Here is a 21702-nt window from a genome sequence, read left to right as displayed (position 1 = left end):
CGGTGGAAGGAGGTGATGAACCTGAACCAGAACTCCTTTTGGAAATGGATGGTTTTCCTGACGGCGGCAACGCTGGTCGTTGAAATCATCCGGTTCTTGTCGGGCATTTGAAGGCCCTCACGGAAAGGCCCCGCAGAGAGGCAACTCTGCGGGGCCGACTTTCGGTGATGAACACTGAAAGAATCCTTTTGGAATGTTCATAATATAGGAAATTCCTTACAAACCGTAAAGACACCGCTATAGCCGGTTCAACAGCTCGGCCGTCGGCCACGCATCCACAGCCAGGCCCAGCCGCGCCTGTTCCGCGCGCACGGCTGCGCGCGTGCCGGCGCCCAGGATGCCGTCGATATCGCCCACGTCATGGCCGCGTGCCTGCAATTTCCGCTGCAGCGCTTTCATCTGGTCGGAGTTCAGCCCCGGGTCCGGGTTGCCCGCGTCATAGACCGGCGCGCCTTCCAGCCGGGTCGCGAAATAGGCGGCCGTCAGCACATAGGTAAAGCTTTGGTTCCATTCGAAATAAACGCTGAAATTCGGATAGGCCAGAAAGGTCGGCCCCTTGCGGCCCTGCGGGATGATGATCGACGCAGGCAGGTCTGACCGGGCAAAGGCCCCGTCGCGTGGGGTAACGCCAAGGGCGGCCCATTCGCTGGCGGTTTTCGTGGTCTCAAGCCCCGTCAGGCTCCACTCCAGATCGTCGGGCAGGCTCACCTCCTGCAACCACGGCTCGCCTGCGCGCCAGCCCAGATGTTGCAGCATCTTGCCGCCCGACATCAGCGCATCCTGGGGCGAGGTCTTCAGATACACATGCCCGTCGCCATCCCCATCGACGCCGTTTTCCAGAATATCCTTGGGCAGCATCTGCACCATCCCGATTTCCCCGGCCCAGGCGCCGGTGGTGCGCGCCGGGTCGAAATCGCCGTTCTTGAAAAGCTCAAGTGCTGCAAAGATTTGCGGGCGGAACAGCTCGGGCCGGCGGCAATCATGGCTCAGTGTGACCAGCGCGTTCAGCGTGTTGAAATCGCCCTGAAACGCGCCGTAATCCGTCTCAAACGCCCAGAACGCCAGAAGCACCCCGCGCGACACACCGAACTCCCGTTCGATCCGGGCGAAGGTCTCGCCATAGCGCTCGGCGTTCTGCCGTCCGCGATTGATCCGGTCCTGCGAGATCAGGCGGCGGGAAAAGTCGATGAAGGGCCGCTGGAACACGCCCTGCGCCCGGTCCGCGTTCAGCACCTTCTGTTCGATCCGGGCCGAGGCAAAGAACCGATCCACCGCGGCGGGGTCATGGCCCAGCGACAGGGCCTCGTCCTTCAGGCCCGACAGGAAACTGGAAAAGGATCCGCCACAGGCGGCCTGCAGCGGCGTGGCCAGGCAGGTCATGACGGCAAGGGCAGGAGGGATCAGGCGCAAGGGTTGGTCCTTTCTGTCGGCACGTCCGGCGCAGACTATCGGCCCGTCAGAAAAGCGCAATCACCACCGTGGCGGCAAGCATCGCGCCCCAGGCACGCCACAAGGCTTTCACGGCCCTGTCGATGGCGTCGGGGCCAATGTCATGGGCACCGTCCTCGAACACGAAGGGTAATTCACGCCTTTCCCCGTCATAGACGCGCGGCCCCGCCAGCGCGACGCCCAGCACACGCGCCATGGCGGCTTCGGGCCAGCCTGCATTGGGGGAACGGTGCAGCCGCGCATCGTCGCGGATCGCGCCCCAACTGGTGAACAACCGCGAGGTGACCGCGATCAGCAGCGCCGTCAGCCGTGCCGGGATCCAGTTCAGCACATCGTCAAGCCGCGCGGCGGCCCAGCCGAATTCCTCGTATTTCGCGGTGCGATAGCCGATCATGCTGTCGGCGGTGTTGATCACCTTATAGGCCAGAATGCCCGGCAGGCCCCCGATCAGGAACCAGAAGGCGGGTGCCACGACGCCGTCCGACAGGTTTTCGGCCGCGCTTTCAATGGCGGCGCGGGCGATGTCGGGTGTCTCCATCTGGCTGGTTTCCCGGCTGACGATGCGCGTCACCATCATGCGCCCATCCTCCACCGACAGCCGCAACGCATCGGCCACCGCCTGCACATGCTGCACCAGCGACCGCTGCGCCAGAAGGATGGCGGCAACCACGCATTCCACCAGCGGTCCGATCAGCGACAGAAACCAGCCCAGCACGATTGCCCCGGCCAGCAAGATCAGCACCGTCTTGATCCCACCCGGCCGCGGGTCATAGCCCTGATTGTACCGTTCGTCACACCATCTGACCGCCCGGCCCATCAGAACCGCCGGATGCGGCAGGCGCGACCAAAGCCACCGGGGTTCTCCCACCGCGGCATCCAGCAGAAGGGCGGCAGAAAGGATCGCTGCGCTCATATCGCGGTCTCCAGTTGGGCGCGTTTGTCTGGCGCGGGCAGGCCCAGCCGGATCAGCGTTTTCGAATAGGGGAAGATGCGCGTCCAGATATGGCCGCGTGCCAGCCGCTCCTGCATCGCAGCAGCATCTTCGACCGCATACAGGCCAAACAGATCCGTACCGCCCACCGGCTGCGCTCCCATCCGGGTCATCACCCGATCCAGCCACGCGCGATCCTCCGAGAGCCGCGCGCGCGTGGCGTCAGCCCAGGTCAGATCCACCAAAGCCCGCGTCCCAATCCGCAGCGCAGGCCCCGAAACAGGCCATGGCCCCAGCATCTGCGCCAGCGCGGCGATGGCCTCCGGATCGCCAATGGCAAAGCCAAGGCGCAGCCCGGCAAGGCCCCAGAATTTGCCAAAGCTTTTCAGGATCACCATGCCCGGTCGTGTCGCCTGCGCGATCAGGCTGCGATCCGGGCAGATATCGCAAAAGCTTTCGTCGATCACGGTCAGATCACCTGTGATATCGGCGACCGAGAACAAATGCCCATCCGGGTTGTTCGGATGCACCATCACCCGCGCCTCTGTCGGGCCGGTATCGGTCACCTCCCAGCCCGCGGCGGCAAAGGCAGCGGCATGTTCGTTATAGGTGGGCATGGTGATCTGCACCCGCGCGGCAGGGCGTAGCAAGGGCAGCCGCGCGATCAGCGCAGACGCCCCTGGCGCGGCCAGGATCGCCGCCCCCTCCGGCACCTGCCAAAAGCGGCGCGCGGCCTCAAGCAGGGCGTCCTGCGCGCTTGCATCGGGCAGACGGGTCCAATCCGTGTCCGTTAGCCCCTTCACCGGATAGGGCACCGGGTTGATCCCCGTCGACAGGTCCAGCCAATCCCCCGACCTTCCGCCAAACCGGGCCATTGCGGCATCCAGATTGCCGCCGTGGTCGCGGGGCATGTCCGGGCTGGATGGCTGCATTTTGGGCGGTCCTTCCTGAGGAATTGGCGACTTCCCGCCGGTTGTGGGGGTATTTTTCCGGGATGTTAAGACCTGTCTCGCAGGCGTTAAGGATTTGTTAATCAATTCTGAACAAACCGTTAACAGGGAACAATATCAGGAGCGCCCGCCAGTGCTCCGAAAGTTAGAAAATGAATGTATTGATCGTAGAAAGCCAGACCGAGCTTGGCCATCTCTGGCGCCGTCATTTGGAACGGCAAGGAGCCAGCGTCACCTTGGTGCCCAGTCAGGACACCGCTATCGGCGCGCTTTACGAGCGCAATTTCGATATCATCGTTCTGGATCTGGTGCTGGAGGATGGCAGCGCCCTTGCTGTGGCCGATTTCGCCAGCTACCGCGCGCCGGACGCGCGGGTGATCTTTGTCACCAACACCACCTTCTTTTCCGACGGATCGATCTTTGCCCACAGCCCGAATGCCTGTGCCTTCGTGCAAAGCTCATCCCCGCCCGAGGATCTGGCGGCGATGGTCGAACATTACGGGGCACATTAACCGCGGTTGTGCGGCGCCGTGTAATCCAGAACCGGGTTGATCGGGATGATCCGGTGCGGATTGATGCTTTCGTGGCTGTAATGGTAATGCCGCACGATGTGATCCAGGTTCACGGTATCTGCCACGCCCGGCCACTGATACAGCTCGCGCGTATAGGCCCAGAGGTTGGGGTAATCCACGATCCGGCGGCGGTTGCATTTGAAATGCAGGTGATAGACCGGGTCGAACCGGATCAGCGTGGTAAACAGCCGCCAATCGGCTTCGGTGATCCGGTCGCCCATCAGGTAACGGTTCTCTGACAGCCGTTCTTCCAGCCAGTCGAGACTGTCGAACAGCGCATGCACAGCTTCGTCATAGGCGTCCTGGCTGGTGGCGAAACCGGATTTGTAGACACCGTTGTTCACAGTGGAGTAGATGCGTGCGTTCACCTCTTCGATGGCGTCGCGCATCTCTTCGGGCCAGTAATCGTCGGTATTGCCGGTGATCCCGTCAAAGGCGCTGTTCAGCATGCGGATGATCTCGGCGCTTTCGTTGGATACGATGGTTTCCTGTGTCTTGTCCCACAGGATCGGCACCGTCACGCGGCCGGAATATTTGGGATCGGCGCGGGTATAGATCTGATGGGCGAAGTCCGATCCGTACAAAGGATCGCCATCAGCGCCGTGGTTATCGGTGGCAAAGGTCCAGCCCTTGTCCAGCATGTCGGGATGCACCGCCGCGACGGTGATATGATCCTCAAGCCCCTTCAGCTTGCGGAAGATCAGCGTGCGATGGGCCCAGGGGCAGGCATAGGACACATAAAGATGATATCGCCCGCTTTCCGCCTTGAACCCCGGTTGACCCGACGGCCCCGGCCCGCCATCGGCGGTGATCCAGTTGCGAAACTGGGATTCCGAACGGACGAATTTCCCGCCGGTCGATTTGGTGTCGTACCATTGGTCATGCCATTCGCCGTCTACCAGTAAGCCCATCTGTCTTCTCCGTCCTTTTTCCGTGGGCTTAACATAAGCCCGTGTCCTGCGGGGCCTAGTCCCAGCCATCGCGCAACGGGTCTGCATACGTGCACAATGTGCAACAATCTCGGAGCGCCAGTGATCTTGTCATTTGATTTTTAAGGGAATCAGCGCATCTTAATGTCTGCTATCGGACGCGAGGCTGCCATGACCACCTTCCTTCCCAAAGATGTCCAGAACGATCTGGACGCGGCACGGATTGCCGGCCTCAAGAAAACATCCCGCCTGCGGATCGAAGCGGGTGGGGGGCAACATCGCGTGCTGCGCCGCTGGGCCACCGGCTTCGCGGTGGAAGCCGGGGTCGTTCCGATGCTGCGTGGTCTGGTCGATCTGTACGACGGTGCAAACCACCTTGCCCAATGCCTCATCATCGCGTCGGAGGAGGAGGCGGGCGAGATGCGCTATGAATTCAAGCGCGCGACCGAAGCCCATGACAAGGCCCCCCTGGATTTCTATCGCGCACCGGACGCGCCCATCGCGCTGCTTGGGAAAACCTGACGAAAAGGGCGCGCCGCCCGCCCTTTTGCAGTAAACATCGCGGTTTCCAATAGAACGCCGTTTGCGGCCAAGCTTTGCGGCTTGGATACCCCCGAAGATGTCTTTGAAAGGTCGTCACGCGCGGCGGCAACTATGCTGGACAAAGCTGACCTGACCCGCACGCCGGTCTGAAGACTGCTCTACCAACTGAACGGCTGCTATTCTTTCGCGAAACTCCAAACTTTTGCGGTAAGTCAAAACGGTTTCGCGCCAAGAGATGTATCCTGTTTCAAATGCTGAAGAAGGGGGAGTTTATGTCTCTGTTTAATCTAAGAATTTTCGTAACTATGCTCGTATTTGTCGGGCTTACTTCGGCAGCAAGCGCCGGCGGCGAGTTTCTTGATGGATGCCTGGCATTAAAAGGCAACGAACAACTTTTCAAAAAAACGACTGTGAAGTGGGAGGCCGAGCAGCGAGGAGAAACCGTAATCGCATACGCAACGATAAACGTTGAGGGCAAGGCAACTGTCTGTGGCATGCACATGAACAAAGGGGCAGTGCCTCAGGCCGAATTAAGGCGCATGCTCTCCAAAAGCGAGATAAAATCCGGCAAGCAAACGATGGTACGCAATCTCTCGTACTTCACGAACGCCTGTAACGAGGTTGGCTGCAAACTTTGTGCACCATGCTACATGACAACCCTGAACTGGAAGCCAGCCTATGCTCGGCCGAAATTTGTCCCAGGCGTAGACGATCCCGCCCAATGACGCTTAACCGAATGTCCGCTTCGGCCCGATTCCGTGCAAGTTCGTAGAAGCGTTATCAGACTTGGATTCCACGCGGCGATCCGCGGTTCTGCCGGCCTGAGTTTCCAGATGCCAAATGTGCGGTAAAGGGAAGCCGCCCGACCCCCTGATTTCGATAAAATTTGACCAATTGTTTCGCGCGCGAAACATTTTCTATTGCAGGTCCGAGAAGGCTTTGGCCAGCCGTTCCACCGCGTCCTCGATCCGTGCGCGGGGGGTTGCGATGTTGAAGCGCAGGAAATCCTCGCCCCCCTTGCCGAAAGACGGGCCATGGTTCACCGCGATCCGCGCGTCTTGCTGCACCCGCCGCGTGAACTCGGCCATCTCCATGCCGGTGCCGGAAAAATCGACCCAGGCCAGATAGGTCGCCTCAAGCGGCATGGAGGCCAGGCCGGGGATCGCATTCACGCCCGCGTCAAACAGCTTGCGATTGCCATCCAGATACTGAACCAGCGCGTCCACCCATTCGGCGCCCTCAGGGGAATAGGCCGCTGTCGCCATGAACAGGCCAAAGGAATTGGGCGACAAGCCCAGCGCCGCCATGCGCGCGCCGAAGCGGGCGCGCAGGTCGGGGTCTTCGATGATCACGTTGCCCGAATGGCTGCCCGCGATGTTGAAAGTCTTGGTGGTGGCGGTCATCATCACCAGCCGGTCGGTGATCGACGTATCGACCGTGGCCATCGGGATATGGGTGTGGCCCGGCATCACCAGATCATGGTGGATCTCGTCCGACACAAGGATCAGGTCATGGCGTTTGACGAAATCGGCGATCTGCTGAAGCTCGTCCCGGCTCCAGACGCGCCCCCCCGGATTGTGGGGGGAGCACAGGATGAACATGCTTTCCTTGCCGGTCATCTGCGCGTTCCAGCTGTCGGTATCCAGAAGGTAACGCCCGCCTTCGTTGATCATCTGGCATTCGACCACCTCGCGCCCGGCTGCGCGGATCACCTTGGCAAAGGCGTGATAGACCGGGGTCATCAGCACGATCCCGTCACCCGGCTGGGAATAGGCATCCACACACAGCGCCGTGCCGTTCACCAGTCCGTGGGTCGTGAAAATCCAGTCGGGCTGGATCTCCCAGCCGTGGCGGGTGGACATCCACCACTGGATCGCCGCGCGGTATTTGCTGTCATCCCCGAAATACCCGTAAATCCCGTGGTCGATCATCTCGCGGAGGGCGTCCTGCACCACCTCTGGCGGGCGGAAATCCATGTCGGCGACCCACATGGCGATGCCGTCGTCCTGCGGCACGCCATAAAGCTCTTCCATCATGTCCCACTTCACGCAGTGGCTTCCGCGGCGGTCGATGATCTCGTCAAAATTCATGGGGCTGTCTCCGGGCGCTGTTCGCAGGGCAAGCTAACGCGCTGGCGGGCGGGCGCAAGGGGCGTTGCGATATGGCGGATTAGGGCCTAAATCACCATCCATGAAACGTTCGATCCTGATCCACCCCGATCCGCGGCTGAAAACGCTGTGCAAACCCGTCGATGACCTGTCGGACGAGCTGCGCCAGCTTGCCGATGACATGCTTGAGACGATGTATGCCGCACCGGGCATCGGATTGGCCGCGCCGCAGGTGGGGGAACTGGATCGCCTGATCGTGCTGGATTGCGTGAAGCAGGACGACGCGCCGCCGCGCCCGCTGATCATGTTCAACCCGGTTGTGGTGGCGTCCTCGGACGACACCAATGTCTATGAGGAAGGCTGCCTGTCGATCCCCGATCAATATGCCGAAGTGACCCGCCCCAGAGAGGTAGAGGTCGCCTGGATCGACCGCGATGGAAATGCCCAGCAGGAAGTGTTCGACGGGCTGTGGGCCACCTGCGTCCAGCACGAGATAGACCATCTGGATGGCAAGCTGTTCATCGATTACCTCAAACCGCTCAAGCGCCAGCTGATCACGCGCAAGATGCAGAAGCTGAAACGCGAGCGGGCGCGCGCATGAGCCTGCGCGAGATCGTCAAATGGCCCGATCCGCGTCTGAGCACGCCATGTGATCCCGTGGAGGAGATCACCGACGCGATCCGCACCCAGGCCGAAGACATGCTTGAGACGATGTATGCCGCGCCGGGCCGGGGTCTGGCCGCGCCACAGATCGGGGTGATGAACCGCGTTTTCGTTACCGATGTCAGCTGGAAAGAGGGCACGCCCGATCCGCAGGTTTTCATCAATCCGGACATTCTTGAGGCCAGCGAGACAGTGGCCGAAGCCGACGAAGGCTGCCTGTCGATCCCCGGCATCACAACGCGCGTGACGCGGCCCGACCGGGTGCATCTGGTCTGGACCTCTCTGGAGGGCGCGCGGGTCAGTCAGGTGTTCACCGGCTTCGCCGCGGCCTGCGTCCAGCATGAACTGGATCACCTGAACGGCATCGTCACGCTGGACCGCCTGTCATCCGAAGCGCGGGTGGAGGCCGAAAGGGCCTATACCGCATGACCGTGCGCCCCTGTCTGCCCTGGCCCGACAAGCGCCTGCGCACGCCTGCCGCGCCGGTGGAAGAGATTACCGACGAGATCCGTGCGATCTGGCAGGACATGATCGACACGATGGAGGCGATGCCCGGCGTCGGCCTTGCCGCGCCCCAGATCGGGGTGATGCTGCGCCTTGCGGTTGTCGATGGATCGGACACGCGGGGGCGGGCGGTGCGGCTGGCCAACCCCGAGATCCTGCAGGCCTCGCCCGAGATGCGCGAACATGAGGAAGCCTCGCCCAACCTGCCGGGCGTGTCGGCGAAACTGAAGCGGCCCCGGGTCGTGACCGTGCGCTATCTGGATGAAAACGGGGTGATGACCCGGCGCGATTTCACTGATCTGGAAGCCACCAGCGTGCAGCATCAGATCGACCATCTGAACGGCAGAATGTATTTCGACAACCTGTCCAAGATGAAGCGCGACATGCTGCTGCGCCGCGCGCGAAAGGTGAAGGGCTGAGCATGCGGATCGTCTTCATGGGAACGCCTGATTTTTCGGTTCCGGTGCTTGAGGCGCTGGTGGCGGCCGGCCATGAGATCGCCTGCGTCTATTGCCAGCCGCCGCGCCCGGCGGGTCGTGGCAAGAAGGATCGCCCGACGCCCGTGCATCAACGGGCCGAGGCGCTGGGATTGCCGGTGCGGCACCCGACCTCTCTGAAACCGGCGGAGGAACAGGCGGCCTTCGCCGCGCTGGGCGCAGAGGTCGCCGTGGTCGTCGCCTATGGCCTGCTGCTGCCGCGCGCCATTCTGGATGCGCCCGCGCGCGGATGCCTGAACATCCATGCCAGCCTTCTGCCGCGCTGGCGCGGGGCCGCGCCCATCCACCGCGCGATCATGGCGGGCGATGAGCGAACCGGCGTCTGCATCATGCAAATGGAGGAAGGTCTGGATACCGGCCCCGTTTTGTTGCGCAGCGAAACATCCATCGGCGCAGAGGAGACGACGGCAGATTTGCACCACCGCCTGTCGCAGATGGGCGCGGCGCTGATCGTGCAGGCGCTGGCCAGGCTGGATGACCTGACGCCGGAGCCTCAGCCGGAGGAGGGCGTGACATACGCCCACAAGATCGACAAGGCCGAGGCGCGGGTGGACTGGACGCAGCCGGCGGTGGACGTTGACCGGCAGATCCGGGGCCTGTCGCCGTTTCCCGGTGCCTGGACCCTGTTGGACGGCGAGCGGATCAAGCTGTTGGCAAGCCGTCTTGCGGACGGATCGGGCCAGCCGGGAGAGGTGCTGGACGATGGGTTGCGCGTGGCCTGCGGCAGCGGCGCGATAGAGCTTCTGCGCTTGCAGCGCGCGGGCAAGGCTGCGCAGGATAGGGACACGTTTCTGCGCGGGCATCCCGTGCCGAAGGGCGCAACGTTCGAAGGGTAGGCAGATGTTTCTGACATTGATGGGTACGGTCGTGATCGCGGGCATCATCGGCTATGCCTCGGAAAAGACGGGCTGGACCCGGAACGGCATCATCCAATCGATCATCATCTGCGTGGGCGGTGCGTTCCTGTTTTACTTTGTCCGCATCATGTTCGGGATCAGCTTTGGCAGTCCGGGACTGAATGCCGTGATATCCTCCATCGGCGCGCTGATCATCGTTCCGTTCCATTGGCGGCGGTAGCGCCCGGTTTGAGGCGCGTCGGTGCCTGGGGCAGGCGCTGTGTTCCGTATTTTTAGCAAGAAGAAGCAGCGGGACCGTGCAGTTGAGCTGACGGTCAGCTTGATTTGGCCTTTGGTTTGAAAGGGGCCATGCCGGCCCGTGCGAGTTCATCGGCGCGTTCGTTTTCAGGATGGCCCGCATGGCCTTTGACCCATTCCCAGGTCACGTCATGTCGGGTCTGAGCCTCATCCAGGCGTTGCCAGAGCTCAACATTCTTGACGGGTTTCTTGTTCGCGGTCTTCCAGCCATTGCGCTTCCAGCCGTGGATCCATCCGGTGACCCCGTTTTTCACGTATTGGCTGTCTGTGACGATGGTGATGCTGGAGGGTCGGGCCAGCGCTTCCAGCGCGTTGATGGCGGCCAGAAGCTCCATGCGGTTGTTGGTGGTCTCGGCCTCTCCACCGTTCAGCTCGCGTTCTTTCAGGATGGTGTCGCCGTCCTTGGCGCGCATCAGCACGCCCCAGCCGCCCGGGCCGGGATTGCCGGAGCAGGCCCCGTCGGTATAGGCGAAAAGCTCAGGCATTCTTGCGGGCTTGCATGACGATCCAGGGGTCGTCGGTGCCGGCAAAGCCGACGCCGGACCCGGTCCAGTGGGTGACGGGCGTGAGGCCCACGTCGGTCAGAAGACCGGTCAGTTCGTCTTGCATGACGAAGGTATAGCGGCGGCCGAGGCGGTCGCGTGTCGAGGAGTGCCCGAGTTTCATGCCGATATGGAAAATGCCGCCCGGTCTGAGCGCTGTGGCGATGGCCTGCAGGTGATTGGGCAGTGCGGCGCGTTCCGCGTGCAGAAGCGAGAAGTTGGCCCAGATCCCGTCATAGATGCCGGTGCCGGTGAGCGCGCTGAAGGTTTCCTGCCGCGCGGTGACGCCTTCGTGGCGCGCGGCCATGTCGATCATCGACGCGCTGGCATCGGTGGCGGTGACGCGGTGCCCGGCCTGCGCGAAATAGGCCGCTGCCGTGCCCGGGCCGCAACCCAGATCAAGGATGTCAGCCGTTTCGGGCAGATGCGACAGGAAGCTGTCGGCTTGCGGTTGTGGCGCGGCTTCCTTGCCGATCCGGTCCGCGTAATCGGCTGCGCGCGCGTCGTAGACGGCGATGGTTTCCGGGTCGATCACAGGAACACTCCCACAGCGAGGCAGGCCACGACGATGCTGGTCAGAAGCACGCGCAGGCGCATCCACCATGCGGGTGTCAGGCCCCAGGTGGAGAAGGCGTAATCCAGGATCAGCAGGCCCAGGAAGCCGAAGATCAGGTTGGTGCCCGCGCTGACCGGGCCGCCTCCTGTCATGAAGAAGGCCCAGAGTGCCGGAAGGACCGACAGGGCATAACCGGTGGCCGCCCGTGCGCCGTCGGTCTTCGTGGCAAAGCCCCAGAGCACGCCGGACATGAAGCTGAGAATGACGGAGCCATAGAAAAGCTGCACATACGGCCCGACAAAGCGTGGGCCAAAGGTGCCAGCCCCCCAATTGGCCAGCGGCGCATAAAGATAGGTTGCCGCGCCCCAGAGAAAGGGGATCAGGCCGGCCAGGCCAAGGATCAGCGGGGCGGTGGGAATACGCGTCATTGGATGGGTCATCCGGTTCAGGGCTTGGCGGCTGCAGGGCTCAGGCGGGTTCGCGCAGCACGCGGGGCACTTTGAATTCGACGTTTTCGACGGCGGTTTCCACCTGCTCGACAGTCACGTCATATTTGTCGCGGAAGGCGTCGATCACCTCGTTCACCAGGTTTTCCGGGGCGGACGCTCCGGCGGTGATCCCGATGCTGGAGATACCTTCAAGCGCGCGCCAGTCGATGTCAGAGGCGCGTTGCACCAGCTGGGCATAATCGCAGCCCGCGCGCGCACCGACTTCGACCAGGCGTTTGGAATTCGACGAATTGGGCGCGCCCACCACAAGCATGGCGTCGGCCTTGGGGGCCATGGCCTTGACGGCCTCCTGCCGGTTCGTGGTGGCGTAGCAGATATCTTCCTTGTGGGGGCCCACGATATTGGGGAAGCGCGCTTGCAGTGCGGCAACGATATCGGCGGTGTCATCCACGCTGAGCGTGGTCTGGGTGACGAAGGCCAGCTTGTCGGGATCGCGGACCTCGACCGTGGCCACGTCTTCGACGGTTTCGACAAGCAGCACCTCACCGGCGGGCAGTTGGCCCATTGTGCCCACGGTTTCGGGGTGGCCTTCATGGCCGATCATGATCATCTGCAACCCGCGTTCGTGGTGGCGCTGGGCTTCGATATGGACCTTCGACACCAGCGGGCAGGTGGCGTCCACATAGATCATTTCACGCGCGGCGGCGGCGGCGGGAACGGATTTGGGCACCCCATGAGCAGAAAAGATCACCGGGCGGTCATCGGGGCATTGGTCAAGCTCTTCGACGAAAACCGCGCCTTTGTCGCGCAGCCCGTCCACGACGTATTTGTTGTGCACGATCTCGTGGCGGACATAGACCGGCGCGCCCCATTTCTCGAGCGCCATTTCAACGATCTTGATGGCGCGGTCGACGCCAGCGCAGAACCCGCGCGGCGCGGCCAGATAGACGGTGAGGGGCGGTTTGGTCATGGGCGTCTCCTTGGGGTCAAGAGGTAAGGCCTAAGCGTCCGATCGTCCAGTCCGGTTGCGCAGCAGGCAAAGCCCTTTGCGGGAATTGGGACATCTGGGATGCATTAAATGTATATCTTCGTATACTGCCCGGACGGAGGACGTGATTCTGAACCAGGCGAGGGGACGGAGCAGCCTGATGACGGAAGACAAAAGGCCGAAGCAGACCTGGCTGGCGCAGCCTGATCTGGCCACTCTGAAACAGGTTTTGTCGGTTTCGGCGATCCGTAACCTTGCGCATGAGGTGATCACGCGTCTGAACGAGCGCGACACGCATGACTGGACCGCGCCACAGAACGAGGTGCGCAAGCTGACGCATCTGCTCTGTGCGAAATACCCCTTCGCGGCCAATCGGATGATTGATCAGCTGATCGATGCCGGTGTGCCGGTCGAGCGGGTCTACCAGAATTACCTGGCGGAGGCCGCGCGGCAGCTGGGGACACGCTGGCAGCGCAACGAGGTCAGCTTTGAAGAGGTGGGGCTGGCCACGACCCGGATCTACATCATCCTGGATGCGCTGCGCCGAAAGTCACCGCCGCCGATCGCCACGCAAAGCCCCAAGATCGCTTTTGCCGCCATTCCCGGGGAAAAGCATGTTCTGGGGGTAAAGATGGCCGTCGATGTCTTCCGCAGGGAGGGCTGGGATGTGGTGCATCTGATCGACCTGGATCACGATCAGATCGTGAAGGCCGCACAGGATGTCGATATCGTTCTGGTGGGTCTGTCGGCCTCGGGGCGCAGGACGCGCGCGGCGCTGTTGCGGCTGGTGGTTGCGCTGCGCGTGGCCAGGCCCGATCTCAAGATCCTGTTGAGCGGTGAAATTGCCAAGAGCGAACCTGACTTCCTGTCTCAGGTCGGCATTGATGCCGTCGTCAAAGACGTCGAAACGGCGCTGGAGGTTGTCCAGCGCCTTCTGAAAAACGTTCCCAAGCCCCGGAAGATGGGGCGTTAGCCGTTTGCGGCGACGGCCGAGTCGTCGACATCGGTATCCCGAGGGGGACGGCCGATGACCTCTTTCAGGTCGCTCAGTTCGATGAAATTGTCGGCCTGGCGGCGCAGCTCGTCCGAGATCATGGGCGGCTGGCTGCGAATGGTCGACACGACCGACACGCGCACGCCCTGACGCTGCAGGCTTTCCACCAGCGGGCGGAAATCGCCGTCGCCTGAAAACAGCACGATATGATCGACGCGGGGGGCCAGTTCCATGGCATCGACGGCAAGTTCGATATCCATGTTCCCTTTGACTTTCCGGCGGCCCATGCTGTCGGTGTATTCCTTGGCGGGCTTGGTCACCATGGTGAAGCCGTTGTAGTGCAGCCAGTCGACCAGGGGCCGGATCGGAGAATATTCATCATTCTCCAGCAAGGCTGTGTAGTAGAACGCCCTCAGAAGCTTGCCACGACGCATGAATTCCTGCCGCAGAAGCTTGTAGTCGATGTCGAACCCCAGCGCTTTCGCAGCGGCATACAAGTTCGAACCATCGATGAACAGCGCAAGCCGTTCGTCCTTGTAAAACATCTAAACTTTCCTTCCGATAGGGAGGCGCGCAAGAGTATCCGTGAGTGTTTTGGGGACAGGCGCGCACCCAGTTCCGATAAAATAGAGCGCATTGAGTGTATCACAACCCGGTCAAACAGGCGATGGTAGGTCAGGAGTGAACGAAATTGTGTCAATTGCGCTGGTTGCCCTAGGGTCAAATCTGCCAGATCCAGAGGGTGACCCTACGTCAAATCTGAAGCGGGCGCTGATGGAGATGGCGTCTGAGGGGCTGGTGATTCGGTCGGTCAGCCGATTCTTTGAAACGCCGTGTTTCCCGGCAGGGGCTGGTCCGGATTACGTGAATGCGGCCGTGAGCGTCGGTAGCAGCCTTGATCCGCGCGGCATTCTGGAGGCGCTGCACCGGGTCGAGGCACGCATGGGCCGCACGCGGGACACGCGCTGGGGGATGCGGACGCTGGATCTGGATCTGATCGCGGTGGGTGATGCGGTACTGCCCGATGCGGAAACGGTGCAAAGCTGGATGGATCTGCCGGCAGAGGAACAGAAGCTGCGCGCGCCCGATGCGCTGGTTTTGCCCCATCCGCGGCTGGCGGATCGGGCCTTTGTGCTGACGCCGCTTGCCGATATCGCGCCCGATTGGCGCCATCCGCTGTCCGGTCTGAGCGTGCGCGAGATGCTGGCCGCGCTGCCGGATGCGGACCGGCGCGAGGTGCGCGCGATCTGAACGGGCCGAAAGCGCTGCAATTATTGGCCCATTTGGGTGTCGGGGACGTCAGATCGCGGGTTGTCAAGCATCGTCTTTGCCATTAGATAAGCGCTTTCTGGACCAGAATGATGATTGGAGTTCCCCGATGGCCCGCGTGACGGTTGAAGATTGCGTCGACAAAGTTCCCAACCGGTTCGAGTTGGTGATGCTCTCTGCGCACCGCGCACGTGAGATTTCGGCCGGTGCCGCGATCACCGTGGATCGCGACAACGACAAGAACCCCGTCGTTGCGCTGCGCGAGATCGCCGAAGAAACGCAAAGCGCCGATGAGCTGCGCGAGCGTTTGATCGAATCGAACCAGACCCAGATCGAAGTCGACGAGCCAGAAGAAGACCAGATGGCGCTTCTGATGGGTGCTGAATCCGACAAGCCCGCCGATGACGACATGTCGGAAGAGAAACTCCTGCGCGCGCTGATGGAGGCGCAAGGGCAGGGCTAACACCTCGGGTAAGGACCGCATGATCACTGCTGATGACCTGATCGCGCTGGTCCGCGCCTACAACCCCAAGACAAACGCTGAACGCATTGCCGCGGCCTATGAATTTGGCCGCGAGATGCATGAGGGGCAGTTCCGCCATTCTGGGGAGCCCTATTTCTCGCACCCCGTCGCGGTGGCGGCCATCCTGACCGAACAGCGGCTGGATGATGCGGCGATCATCACCGCGCTTTTGCATGATACGATCGAAGACACCAAGGCGTCATACTCGGAAGTGACCAAGCGCTTTGGCGACGAGGTCGCCATGCTGGTCGATGGCGTGACCAAGCTGACCAATCTGCAGCTGTCCAGCCACGAGACCAAGCAGGCCGAGAACTTCCGCAAGCTGTTCATGGCGATGTCGAAGGATCTGCGGGTGATCCTGGTCAAGCTGGCGGACCGTCTGCACAACATGCGCACGATCAAGGCGATGCGCCCCGACAAACAGGCCCAGAAGGCCCGGGAGACGATGGATATCTATGCGCCGCTGGCGGGCCGCATGGGGATGCAGTGGATGCGCGAGGAGCTTGAGGATTTGTCCTTCCGCGTGCTGAACCCGGAAGGCCGTCAATCCATCATCCGCCGCTTCATCACGCTGCAGAAGGAAAGCGGCGACATCATTCACCGCATCACCAGCGATATGCGCGCCGAACTGGCCAAATCGGGCATCGAGGCCGAGGTGTTCGGTCGTGCCAAGAAACCCTATTCGATCTGGCGCAAGATGCAGGAAAAGGATCAGGGTTTCTCGCGCCTGTCCGATATCTATGGCTTCCGGATCATCACCGACACGGAAGAGGATTGTTACCGCACCCTGGGCGCGATCCACCGCCGCTGGCGCGCGGTTCCGGGGCGGTTCAAGGATTACATCAGCCAGCCCAAATCAAACGGATACCGGTCGATCCACACCACCGTGTCAGGCCGCGACGGTAAACGGGTGGAGGTGCAGATCCGCACCCGGCAGATGCATGACGTGGCCGAAACCGGGGTGGCGGCGCATTGGTCGTACCGCGATGGTGTGCGGTCGGAGAACCCCTTTGCGGTGGACCCGGCCAAATGGATCGCATCCCTGAACGAGCAGTTCGAGGGGGAGGATGATCACGACGAATTCCTCGAAGCGGTCAAGCTGGAGATGTATTCCGACCAGGTCTTCTGCTTCACGCCCAAGGGGGATGTGGTCAAGCTGCCCCGTGGCGCGACGCCGATTGATTTCGCCTATGCGATCCACACGCGCATCGGCTCGGCCATTGTGGGGGCCAAGGTGGATGGGTTGCGCGTGCCCTTGTGGACGCGGCTGAAGAACGGGCAGTCGGTGGATATCATCACCGCCGAAGGTCAGACCCCGCAGGCAAGCTGGCTTGAGATTGCCACAACCGGAAAGGCCAAGACGGCGATCCGCCGATCCCTCCGGGAAGTAGACCGCGAACGCTTCATCAAGCTGGGGCAGGAACTGGCCCGTGCGGCTTTCGAACATGTGGGCCGCAAGGCCACCGACAAGGCGCTGGATACAGCCGCCAAGCATCTGCGGCTGGACAATCGCGATGTTCTGCTGGCCCGGTTGGGCAGTGCCGAGATCACCGGCCATGATGTCGTGCAGGCGGTTTACCCCGAACTTGCGCCCGATGAGGGCGACCAGATCTCGCCGCGCCGGGCGGTGATCGGTCTGCAGGCAGGTCAGTCTTTTGAACGCGCGCCCTGCTGTCAGCCCCTGCCGGGCGAACGGATCGTGGGCATCACCTTCCGTGGCAAGGGTGTTGTGGTCCATGCGATTGATTGCGACCGGCTGGGTGAATACGAAGATCAGCCCGACCGCTGGGTCGATCTGCATTGGCATGCGGGCACCCATCCGCCGATCTATAGTGCGACACTGGACCTGACGATTGGCAATGACGCCGGGGTACTGGGGCGTATTTGCACATTGATCGGCGAGAAGAAGGCCAATATCTCGAACTTGAACTTTGTCGACCGGAAGCCAGATTTTTACCGGCTTCTGATTGATGTTGAACTGAGAGATATCGAACAGCTTCATTCGCTGATGCTGGCTTTGGAAGCCGAAAGCGATGTGGCTGCTTTGGAACGGCACCGGGATATGGCCCCGCCCCGCGCGGTCGCGGAGTAAGCAGGGCCCAAGGCACGAGAAGGTAATCAGACTTGGTATTCAAACGCCGAGATCGTCGATCCGTGCTGCGGGTGATTGGGGAGGCGCTGTATCCCCGGGGCGGTTGGACGCGCGCGTTCCATTACGTCAAGCACCGGGTGCGGCGGCTGCCCGACAGCCCCGAGCGGATCGCGCGCGGCATCTGGGCCGGCGTCTTCGTGACCTTCACGCCCTTTTACACAATGCATTTCGTGGTGGCGGCGCTGATCGCGCGGCTTTTGCAGGGCAACATCCTGGCCTCTCTCATGGCCACCTTCTTTGGCAATCCGCTGACCTATGTGCCGATTGGCGTTGTGTCCTTGCAGACCGGGCACTGGCTGCTGGGGACCGAATTCGAAGCCAGCGACAAATCCTTTGGCGGAAAATTCGCCGATGCCGGCCGGGATCTGCATCACAATTTCATGACGCTGTTCAACGACCAGGTGCCCGACTGGCACGGTTTGTCGGTGTTTTATGACGAGGTGTTCTTTCCCTATCTTGTTGGCGGTCTGATCCCCGGCGTGATTTGCGCGTCTGTTTGTTATTACCTGAGTGTGCCCCTGATCCGCGCCTATCAGCACCGCCGCAAGGGCGCGATCAAGGCCAAGCTGGCCGCGATCAAACAGAAAGCGGCCGAGAAAAAGGCCAGCAAGGCTGACGGCAAGCGCAAAGCGGACTAGGTTTTGATCAAATTCTGACGTTTGGAGATTCGCCCATGTCCGGCCCCACCCATCTGCGCCTTGGCGTGAACATCGACCACGTGGCCACCGTGCGCAATGCGCGCGGCGGTGACACGCCCGATCCGCTGCGCGCCGCGAAGCTGGCCGAGGAGGCGGGCGCCGAGGGCATCACCGCGCATTTGCGGGAGGATCGCCGCCATATCTCGGACGCGGATATCGAAGGGTTGATGGATATTCTGACCGTGCCGCTGAATTTCGAGATGGCCGCGACCACTGAGATGCAGGCCATCGCGTTGCGCCACAAGCCGCATGCGGTCTGCATCGTGCCCGAAAAGCGGGAGGAACGGACAACCGAAGGCGGGCTGGAAGTGGCGCGCGAAGAAAACAGACTGGCCCATTTCATCGCGCCCCTGCGCGAGGCAGGCTGCCGGGTGTCGATCTTCATCGCCGCCGACAAGCGCCAGATCGAGGCCGCGCACCGGATCGGCGCGCAGGTGATCGAGCTCCATTCCGGCGCCTATTGCGACGCCCATCACGAGGGCCGGTTGGACGACCGCGACCGCGAGCTTGAGGCGATGCGCGAGATGTCGGCCTTTGCCCATGATCTGGGGCTTGAGGTGCATGTGGGGCATGGATTGACCTATGAAACCGTGCAGCCCGTCGCGGCCTTCCCCGAGGTGCGGGAGCTGAATATCGGTCACTTCCTGATCGGAGAGGCGATCTTCCGCGGGCTGCAACCGGCGATCCACGAGATGCGCCGCCTGATGGATGAGGCGCGGGCGTGATGGAGCAAAGCGGATACATTCGTTTTGCCGCCTGGTATGTCGGCGTCTCGATTGGCTTGCCGATCTTTCTGATGATCTTGCTGCAACTGACCGGCCTTGATTTGCGCTCGGCGTTTTCCTTTGTCTTCCCGATGATGATCTCGGCGGTGATGGCGGGCACGCATTACGCGCGCAGAATGGGTCGCGTGCCGACAAGCGGGGAAGCATGGGCCATCTCGGTGCGCTTGATGGCGCTTGGTTTTGCGCTGAGCGTCGGGATTATCCTTGCCCTCTTTCCTGTGACGGGCAGTTTGATCCCGACGTTGAGCCCGCTGACATGGGCAGGGGTCGCTGCATTCGTGTTGTTGGTGTTTCTGGCCTTGGCGCGGGTGTTCTTTGCGCTTGGGGCCAAGAACCATATCGACAAAGGGGCGTCGCGTGGGTGATGCGGCTGCGCTGCTGACAATGGCGGCGGCCTTCTTCGTGGTCGCTGTTGCGCCCGGTCCGGCGACATTGGGCTGTGCCTCCGTCGCGATGGCGCATGGGCGGCGCGCGGGGCTGAGCTTTGGAATGGGGCTTGGCGCGGCGCTGTTCTTTTGGGGCGTCCTTGCGGCGCTGGGGCTGGGCGCGGTGATTGCGACCAGTGCGCAGGTCATGCTGTGGCTAAAGGTTCTTGGTGCGCTTTATCTCTTTTGGCTGGCATGGAAAGCCGGGCGCTCCGCGTGGCGGGGTGAGATCAGCACTGCGGCAGAGGTGCGGTCGGGGCGATGGGTGTGGCGGGGCGTTTTGCTGAATCTGTCCAACCCGAAAGCCGTGTTTGCATGGTTGGCTACGCTGTCCCTGGGTCTAGGGCCTGAGGCCACCGCGCTGTCAGTTTCGCTTGCCACGCTGGTCTGCGGGGCAATTGGCTTTGTCGTCTATCTGCCTTGGGTATTGGGGTTCTCTCATCCGAAGGTAATGGCGGGGTATCGCAAGGTCCATCGTTGGGTCGATGCCATTGTCGCGACACTTTTTGCGGCCGCTGGTCTTGGCTTTGTTCGCTCCGCGCTTGCCCGCGCGCCTGCCTGATATGCGCGCATCGGGTGTTTTCCTGACGATTTGCCTGTTGGCCATTGGCGCGGCTTTGTACGTGCTGGAAAGCGCGCGCGCCGGGGTTGAGATCACGCAGACGCATGTGGGCGACAGCCCAGTCACGATATATGACGGCGATGGTCCCAACGTGGTTGTGGCCCATGGCTTTGCCGGGTCGCGGCAGATGATGCAGGGCTATGCCCTGACGCTGGCGCGGGCCGGGTATCGCGTGCTGGCTTTCGATTTCGAAGGGCACGGGCGGCATCCGGTGCCGATGTCTGGGGATGTGACCTCGCTCGATGGTACGACGCGGCTTCTGGTGGAGCAGACTTTGTCGGTGGTCGATGCGGCGGGACCGGGGCCTGTGGCGCTGCTGGGTCATTCGATGGCGACCGATATCCTGATCCGCGCCGCGGATGCCGCGCCTCAGTGGATCGGGCCTGTGGTGGTGATCTCTGCCTTCAGCCAGGCGGTCGATGCGACGCAGCCGCCTGACATGCTGATGATCACCGGCGCGTGGGAGGGCGGCTTGCGCGCCTTTGCCCGCAAGGCCGTGGCCATGGTGGACCCCGAGGCGGGCGAGGGCGATCTGGCCACGGCCGGAGAGGTGCGCCGCAAGACGGTTGTCGCGCCTTTGGCGGAACATGTGGGTGTGCTTCACAGCCGTCTGGGCCGGGCCGAGGCGGTTTCCTGGCTGAACACGGCCTATGGGCGGGAGGGGCAGGTGCCGGTGCCCGCGACCGGGCCGGTGACTTTGGGTCTGCTGATCGCGATTGTCGCGCTGGCGCGACCCTTGTCGCGGCTGTTGCCATACGCGCCTGATCCGGCGCGGCGGGCTCTGTCACGGGCGCAGGTCGCGGTGCTGCTGGTGGTGCCTGCCTTGGTGGCCCCGCCGCTGGCCGTGCTGGTCGATCCGCATGCGCTGCCGGTTCTGGTGGCCGATCATCTGGCGGTGCATCTGGGGCTTTTTGGCTTGATCCAACTGGCTTTGCTGTGGGGCTTCGGGGTGGGGTTTGGCCGCCTGTCCCTGCCCGGCGTGCTGGCGATCCTGATCTGGGGGCTTGGCCTGTTCGGGCTGGCGCTGGATCGTTATGCGGCGAATTTCCTGCCGATCCCCGAACGCATGGTGATCATGGCCGCGCTTTCACTTGGTGCCGTGCCCTTCATGCTGGCCGATGCGATCGTGACCGATGGCGGGCGCGCGGCGCTGTCGCGGCGGGTGCTGGCGCGGGTGGCGTTCCTGGCCTCGCTTGGGTTTGCGGTGGCGCTGGACTTCGAGGGGCTGTTCTTCCTGATCATGATTGCCCCGGTGATCGTTCTGTTTTACGCCCTGTTCGGTCTGGTGGGCCGCTGGGTTGCACAGCGACAGGGCGCGGTGGCGGCGGGCGTGGGCCTTGGCATATGCCTGGCGTGGTCGCTGGGCGTGAGTTTTCCCATGTTCGCCAGCGGATAGGAA

The 21702-nt window shown here is 62.3% G+C and carries 27 protein-coding genes; 17 read left to right on the top strand and 10 right to left on the bottom strand.

Annotated elements, in window-relative coordinates; genetic code table 11:
• Positions 1-237: 237 nt before the first annotated feature.
• The 3 genes from TR61_RS05100 to TR61_RS05090 all read right to left on the bottom strand — a co-directional run bounded on the left by TR61_RS05100 (position 238) and on the right by TR61_RS05090 (position 3312).
• Positions 238-1380, bottom strand: coding sequence for a lytic murein transglycosylase (locus TR61_RS05100; RefSeq protein ID WP_050928780.1), 1143 nt, complete (start codon positions 1378-1380; stop codon positions 238-240).
• Positions 1381-1456: 76 nt separating this feature from the next.
• On the bottom strand, positions 1457-2362 hold the full coding sequence (cbiB, locus tag TR61_RS05095) for an adenosylcobinamide-phosphate synthase CbiB (RefSeq protein WP_050928657.1): 906 nt from the start codon (positions 2360-2362) through the stop codon (positions 1457-1459).
• The gene (locus TR61_RS05090) at positions 2359-3312 is read right to left on the bottom strand and encodes a threonine-phosphate decarboxylase (RefSeq protein WP_050928654.1); all 954 of its coding nucleotides are present in this window, start codon (positions 3310-3312) and stop codon (positions 2359-2361) included. The genes cbiB and TR61_RS05090 overlap by 4 nt, the downstream gene beginning before the upstream one ends.
• Positions 3313-3482: 170 nt before the next feature.
• Here TR61_RS05090 and TR61_RS05085 point away from each other — a divergent pair, with 170 nt between their 5' ends.
• On the top strand, positions 3483-3842 hold the full coding sequence (locus TR61_RS05085; RefSeq protein WP_050928652.1) for a response regulator transcription factor: 360 nt from the start codon (positions 3483-3485) through the stop codon (positions 3840-3842).
• Here TR61_RS05085 and TR61_RS05080 read toward each other — a convergent pair.
• A complete protein-coding gene (locus TR61_RS05080; protein ID WP_050928650.1) occupies positions 3839-4813 on the bottom strand; it encodes a glutathione S-transferase family protein in 975 nt (324 codons plus the stop codon). The two genes, TR61_RS05085 and TR61_RS05080, sit on opposite strands and share 4 nt — an antisense overlap.
• A 189-nt stretch (positions 4814-5002) precedes the next feature.
• Here TR61_RS05080 and TR61_RS05075 point away from each other — a divergent pair, with 189 nt between their 5' ends.
• Positions 5003-5353, top strand: a complete 351-nt coding sequence (locus TR61_RS05075; protein WP_050928778.1) for a hypothetical protein — start codon at positions 5003-5005, stop codon at positions 5351-5353.
• 293 nt (positions 5354-5646) lie between these two features.
• Positions 5647-6099, top strand: coding sequence for a hypothetical protein (locus tag TR61_RS05070; protein WP_157440825.1), 453 nt, complete (start codon positions 5647-5649; stop codon positions 6097-6099).
• A 192-nt stretch (positions 6100-6291) separates the two neighbouring features.
• Here the strand turns inward: TR61_RS05070 and TR61_RS05065 are convergent, their stop codons facing one another.
• Positions 6292-7464, bottom strand: coding sequence for a MalY/PatB family protein (locus tag TR61_RS05065; protein ID WP_050928646.1), 1173 nt, complete (start codon positions 7462-7464; stop codon positions 6292-6294).
• 100 nt (positions 7465-7564) lie between these two features.
• Here TR61_RS05065 and def (TR61_RS05060) point away from each other — a divergent pair, with 100 nt between their 5' ends.
• Genes def (TR61_RS05060) through TR61_RS05040 form a run of 5 tightly spaced genes read left to right on the top strand, consistent with a single transcriptional unit; the run spans position 7565 to position 10223 of the window.
• Positions 7565-8083 (top strand): peptide deformylase, encoded by a 519-nt coding sequence (def, locus tag TR61_RS05060; protein WP_050928643.1) that lies wholly within the window; start codon positions 7565-7567, stop codon positions 8081-8083.
• The gene (gene def, locus TR61_RS05055; RefSeq protein WP_050928641.1) at positions 8080-8574 is read left to right on the top strand and encodes a peptide deformylase; all 495 of its coding nucleotides are present in this window, start codon (positions 8080-8082) and stop codon (positions 8572-8574) included. Before def (TR61_RS05060) ends, def (TR61_RS05055) begins: the two co-directional genes overlap by 4 nt.
• The gene (def, locus tag TR61_RS05050) at positions 8571-9068 is read left to right on the top strand and encodes a peptide deformylase (protein WP_050928639.1); all 498 of its coding nucleotides are present in this window, start codon (positions 8571-8573) and stop codon (positions 9066-9068) included. The genes def (TR61_RS05055) and def (TR61_RS05050) overlap by 4 nt, the downstream gene beginning before the upstream one ends.
• A 2-nt stretch (positions 9069-9070) precedes the next feature.
• Positions 9071-9982, top strand: a complete 912-nt coding sequence (gene fmt / locus TR61_RS05045; protein WP_050928637.1) for a methionyl-tRNA formyltransferase — start codon at positions 9071-9073, stop codon at positions 9980-9982.
• Positions 9983-9986: 4 nt separating this feature from the next.
• On the top strand, positions 9987-10223 hold the full coding sequence (locus tag TR61_RS05040; protein ID WP_050928634.1) for a hypothetical protein: 237 nt from the start codon (positions 9987-9989) through the stop codon (positions 10221-10223).
• A gap of 94 nt (positions 10224-10317) precedes the next feature.
• Here TR61_RS05040 and rnhA read toward each other — a convergent pair whose 3' ends face one another.
• Genes rnhA through ispH form a run of 4 tightly spaced genes read right to left on the bottom strand, consistent with a single transcriptional unit; the run spans position 10318 to position 12817 of the window.
• The gene (gene rnhA / locus TR61_RS05035) at positions 10318-10785 is read right to left on the bottom strand and encodes a ribonuclease HI (protein ID WP_050928630.1); all 468 of its coding nucleotides are present in this window, start codon (positions 10783-10785) and stop codon (positions 10318-10320) included.
• Positions 10778-11377 (bottom strand): class I SAM-dependent DNA methyltransferase, encoded by a 600-nt coding sequence (locus TR61_RS05030; RefSeq protein ID WP_050928627.1) that lies wholly within the window; start codon positions 11375-11377, stop codon positions 10778-10780. The genes rnhA and TR61_RS05030 overlap by 8 nt, the downstream gene beginning before the upstream one ends.
• Entirely contained in the window at positions 11374-11826 is a 453-nt protein-coding gene (locus TR61_RS05025) for a DUF3429 domain-containing protein (protein WP_050928625.1), read from the bottom strand. Before TR61_RS05025 ends, TR61_RS05030 begins: the two co-directional genes overlap by 4 nt.
• 40 nt (positions 11827-11866) lie before the next feature.
• On the bottom strand, positions 11867-12817 hold the full coding sequence (gene ispH, locus TR61_RS05020; protein ID WP_050928623.1) for a 4-hydroxy-3-methylbut-2-enyl diphosphate reductase: 951 nt from the start codon (positions 12815-12817) through the stop codon (positions 11867-11869).
• Positions 12818-12995: 178 nt separating this feature from the next.
• On the opposite strand from ispH, the gene TR61_RS05015 reads away from it, so the two are divergent.
• The gene (locus tag TR61_RS05015) at positions 12996-13808 is read left to right on the top strand and encodes a cobalamin B12-binding domain-containing protein (RefSeq protein ID WP_050928620.1); all 813 of its coding nucleotides are present in this window, start codon (positions 12996-12998) and stop codon (positions 13806-13808) included.
• On the opposite strand, the gene TR61_RS05010 is transcribed toward TR61_RS05015, so the two are convergent.
• Positions 13805-14374 (bottom strand): LabA-like NYN domain-containing protein, encoded by a 570-nt coding sequence (locus tag TR61_RS05010; RefSeq protein ID WP_050928618.1) that lies wholly within the window; start codon positions 14372-14374, stop codon positions 13805-13807. The genes TR61_RS05015 and TR61_RS05010 overlap by 4 nt on opposite strands.
• Positions 14375-14510: 136 nt before the next feature.
• Between TR61_RS05010 and folK the strand changes: the two genes are divergently transcribed.
• The 8 genes from folK to TR61_RS04970 all read left to right on the top strand — a co-directional run bounded on the left by folK (position 14511) and on the right by TR61_RS04970 (position 21699).
• Positions 14511-15080 (top strand): 2-amino-4-hydroxy-6-hydroxymethyldihydropteridine diphosphokinase, encoded by a 570-nt coding sequence (gene folK / locus TR61_RS05005; protein WP_050928615.1) that lies wholly within the window; start codon positions 14511-14513, stop codon positions 15078-15080.
• A 127-nt stretch (positions 15081-15207) separates the two neighbouring features.
• Entirely contained in the window at positions 15208-15561 is a 354-nt protein-coding gene (gene rpoZ / locus TR61_RS05000) for a DNA-directed RNA polymerase subunit omega (protein WP_050928614.1), read from the top strand.
• Between the two features lie 19 nt (positions 15562-15580).
• Positions 15581-17713, top strand: a complete 2133-nt coding sequence (locus tag TR61_RS04995) for a RelA/SpoT family protein (RefSeq protein WP_050928612.1) — start codon at positions 15581-15583, stop codon at positions 17711-17713.
• A 32-nt stretch (positions 17714-17745) separates the two neighbouring features.
• Positions 17746-18411, top strand: a complete 666-nt coding sequence (locus TR61_RS04990; RefSeq protein ID WP_050928610.1) for a DUF2062 domain-containing protein — start codon at positions 17746-17748, stop codon at positions 18409-18411.
• Between the two features lie 35 nt (positions 18412-18446).
• Complete coding sequence (locus TR61_RS04985) at positions 18447-19196, top strand: pyridoxine 5'-phosphate synthase (RefSeq protein ID WP_050928608.1); 750 nt, start codon at positions 18447-18449, stop codon at positions 19194-19196.
• Positions 19196-19621, top strand: coding sequence for an ABZJ_00895 family protein (locus tag TR61_RS04980; protein WP_050928606.1), 426 nt, complete (start codon positions 19196-19198; stop codon positions 19619-19621). The genes TR61_RS04985 and TR61_RS04980 overlap by 1 nt, the downstream gene beginning before the upstream one ends.
• Positions 19614-20243, top strand: a complete 630-nt coding sequence (locus TR61_RS04975; protein ID WP_050928605.1) for a LysE family translocator — start codon at positions 19614-19616, stop codon at positions 20241-20243. Before TR61_RS04980 ends, TR61_RS04975 begins: the two co-directional genes overlap by 8 nt.
• Complete coding sequence (locus TR61_RS04970; RefSeq protein WP_245626822.1) at positions 20224-21699, top strand: alpha/beta fold hydrolase; 1476 nt, start codon at positions 20224-20226, stop codon at positions 21697-21699. Before TR61_RS04975 ends, TR61_RS04970 begins: the two co-directional genes overlap by 20 nt.
• The last annotated feature ends 3 nt before the right edge of the window (positions 21700-21702 follow it).

This window comes from Aestuariivita boseongensis (genome assembly GCF_001262635.1).
GTDB lineage: Bacteria > Pseudomonadota > Alphaproteobacteria > Rhodobacterales > Rhodobacteraceae > Aestuariivita > Aestuariivita boseongensis.
This window is presented reverse-complemented; position numbering and strand designations above follow the sequence as displayed.

Excerpts from the sequence above, each read along its gene's own strand:
- def (WP_050928639.1), top strand. The coding sequence starts at position 8,571 with ATGACCGTGCGCCCCTGTCTGCCCTGGCCCGACAAGCGCCTGCGCACG.
- cbiB (WP_050928657.1), bottom strand. The coding sequence starts at position 2,362 with ATGAGCGCAGCGATCCTTTCTGCCGCCCTTCTGCTGGATGCCGCGGTG.
- fmt (WP_050928637.1), top strand. The coding sequence starts at position 9,071 with ATGCGGATCGTCTTCATGGGAACGCCTGATTTTTCGGTTCCGGTGCTT.
- TR61_RS05040 (WP_050928634.1), top strand. The coding sequence starts at position 9,987 with ATGTTTCTGACATTGATGGGTACGGTCGTGATCGCGGGCATCATCGGC.
- def (WP_050928643.1), top strand. The coding sequence starts at position 7,565 with ATGAAACGTTCGATCCTGATCCACCCCGATCCGCGGCTGAAAACGCTG.
- TR61_RS05085 (WP_050928652.1), top strand. The coding sequence starts at position 3,483 with ATGAATGTATTGATCGTAGAAAGCCAGACCGAGCTTGGCCATCTCTGG.
- def (WP_050928641.1), top strand. The coding sequence starts at position 8,080 with ATGAGCCTGCGCGAGATCGTCAAATGGCCCGATCCGCGTCTGAGCACG.
- TR61_RS05010 (WP_050928618.1), bottom strand. The coding sequence starts at position 14,374 with ATGTTTTACAAGGACGAACGGCTTGCGCTGTTCATCGATGGTTCGAAC.
- TR61_RS04985 (WP_050928608.1), top strand. The coding sequence starts at position 18,447 with ATGTCCGGCCCCACCCATCTGCGCCTTGGCGTGAACATCGACCACGTG.
- TR61_RS05065 (WP_050928646.1), bottom strand. The coding sequence starts at position 7,464 with ATGAATTTTGACGAGATCATCGACCGCCGCGGAAGCCACTGCGTGAAG.
- rpoZ (WP_050928614.1), top strand. The coding sequence starts at position 15,208 with ATGGCCCGCGTGACGGTTGAAGATTGCGTCGACAAAGTTCCCAACCGG.
- TR61_RS05080 (WP_050928650.1), bottom strand. The coding sequence starts at position 4,813 with ATGGGCTTACTGGTAGACGGCGAATGGCATGACCAATGGTACGACACC.
- TR61_RS04980 (WP_050928606.1), top strand. The coding sequence starts at position 19,196 with ATGGAGCAAAGCGGATACATTCGTTTTGCCGCCTGGTATGTCGGCGTC.
- rnhA (WP_050928630.1), bottom strand. The coding sequence starts at position 10,785 with ATGCCTGAGCTTTTCGCCTATACCGACGGGGCCTGCTCCGGCAATCCC.
- TR61_RS05075 (WP_050928778.1), top strand. The coding sequence starts at position 5,003 with ATGACCACCTTCCTTCCCAAAGATGTCCAGAACGATCTGGACGCGGCA.
- TR61_RS05090 (WP_050928654.1), bottom strand. The coding sequence starts at position 3,312 with ATGCAGCCATCCAGCCCGGACATGCCCCGCGACCACGGCGGCAATCTG.
- TR61_RS05070 (WP_157440825.1), top strand. The coding sequence starts at position 5,647 with ATGTCTCTGTTTAATCTAAGAATTTTCGTAACTATGCTCGTATTTGTC.
- TR61_RS05015 (WP_050928620.1), top strand. The coding sequence starts at position 12,996 with ATGACGGAAGACAAAAGGCCGAAGCAGACCTGGCTGGCGCAGCCTGAT.
- ispH (WP_050928623.1), bottom strand. The coding sequence starts at position 12,817 with ATGACCAAACCGCCCCTCACCGTCTATCTGGCCGCGCCGCGCGGGTTC.
- TR61_RS04995 (WP_050928612.1), top strand. The coding sequence starts at position 15,581 with ATGATCACTGCTGATGACCTGATCGCGCTGGTCCGCGCCTACAACCCC.
- TR61_RS05025 (WP_050928625.1), bottom strand. The coding sequence starts at position 11,826 with ATGACGCGTATTCCCACCGCCCCGCTGATCCTTGGCCTGGCCGGCCTG.
- TR61_RS05100 (WP_050928780.1), bottom strand. The coding sequence starts at position 1,380 with ATGACCTGCCTGGCCACGCCGCTGCAGGCCGCCTGTGGCGGATCCTTT.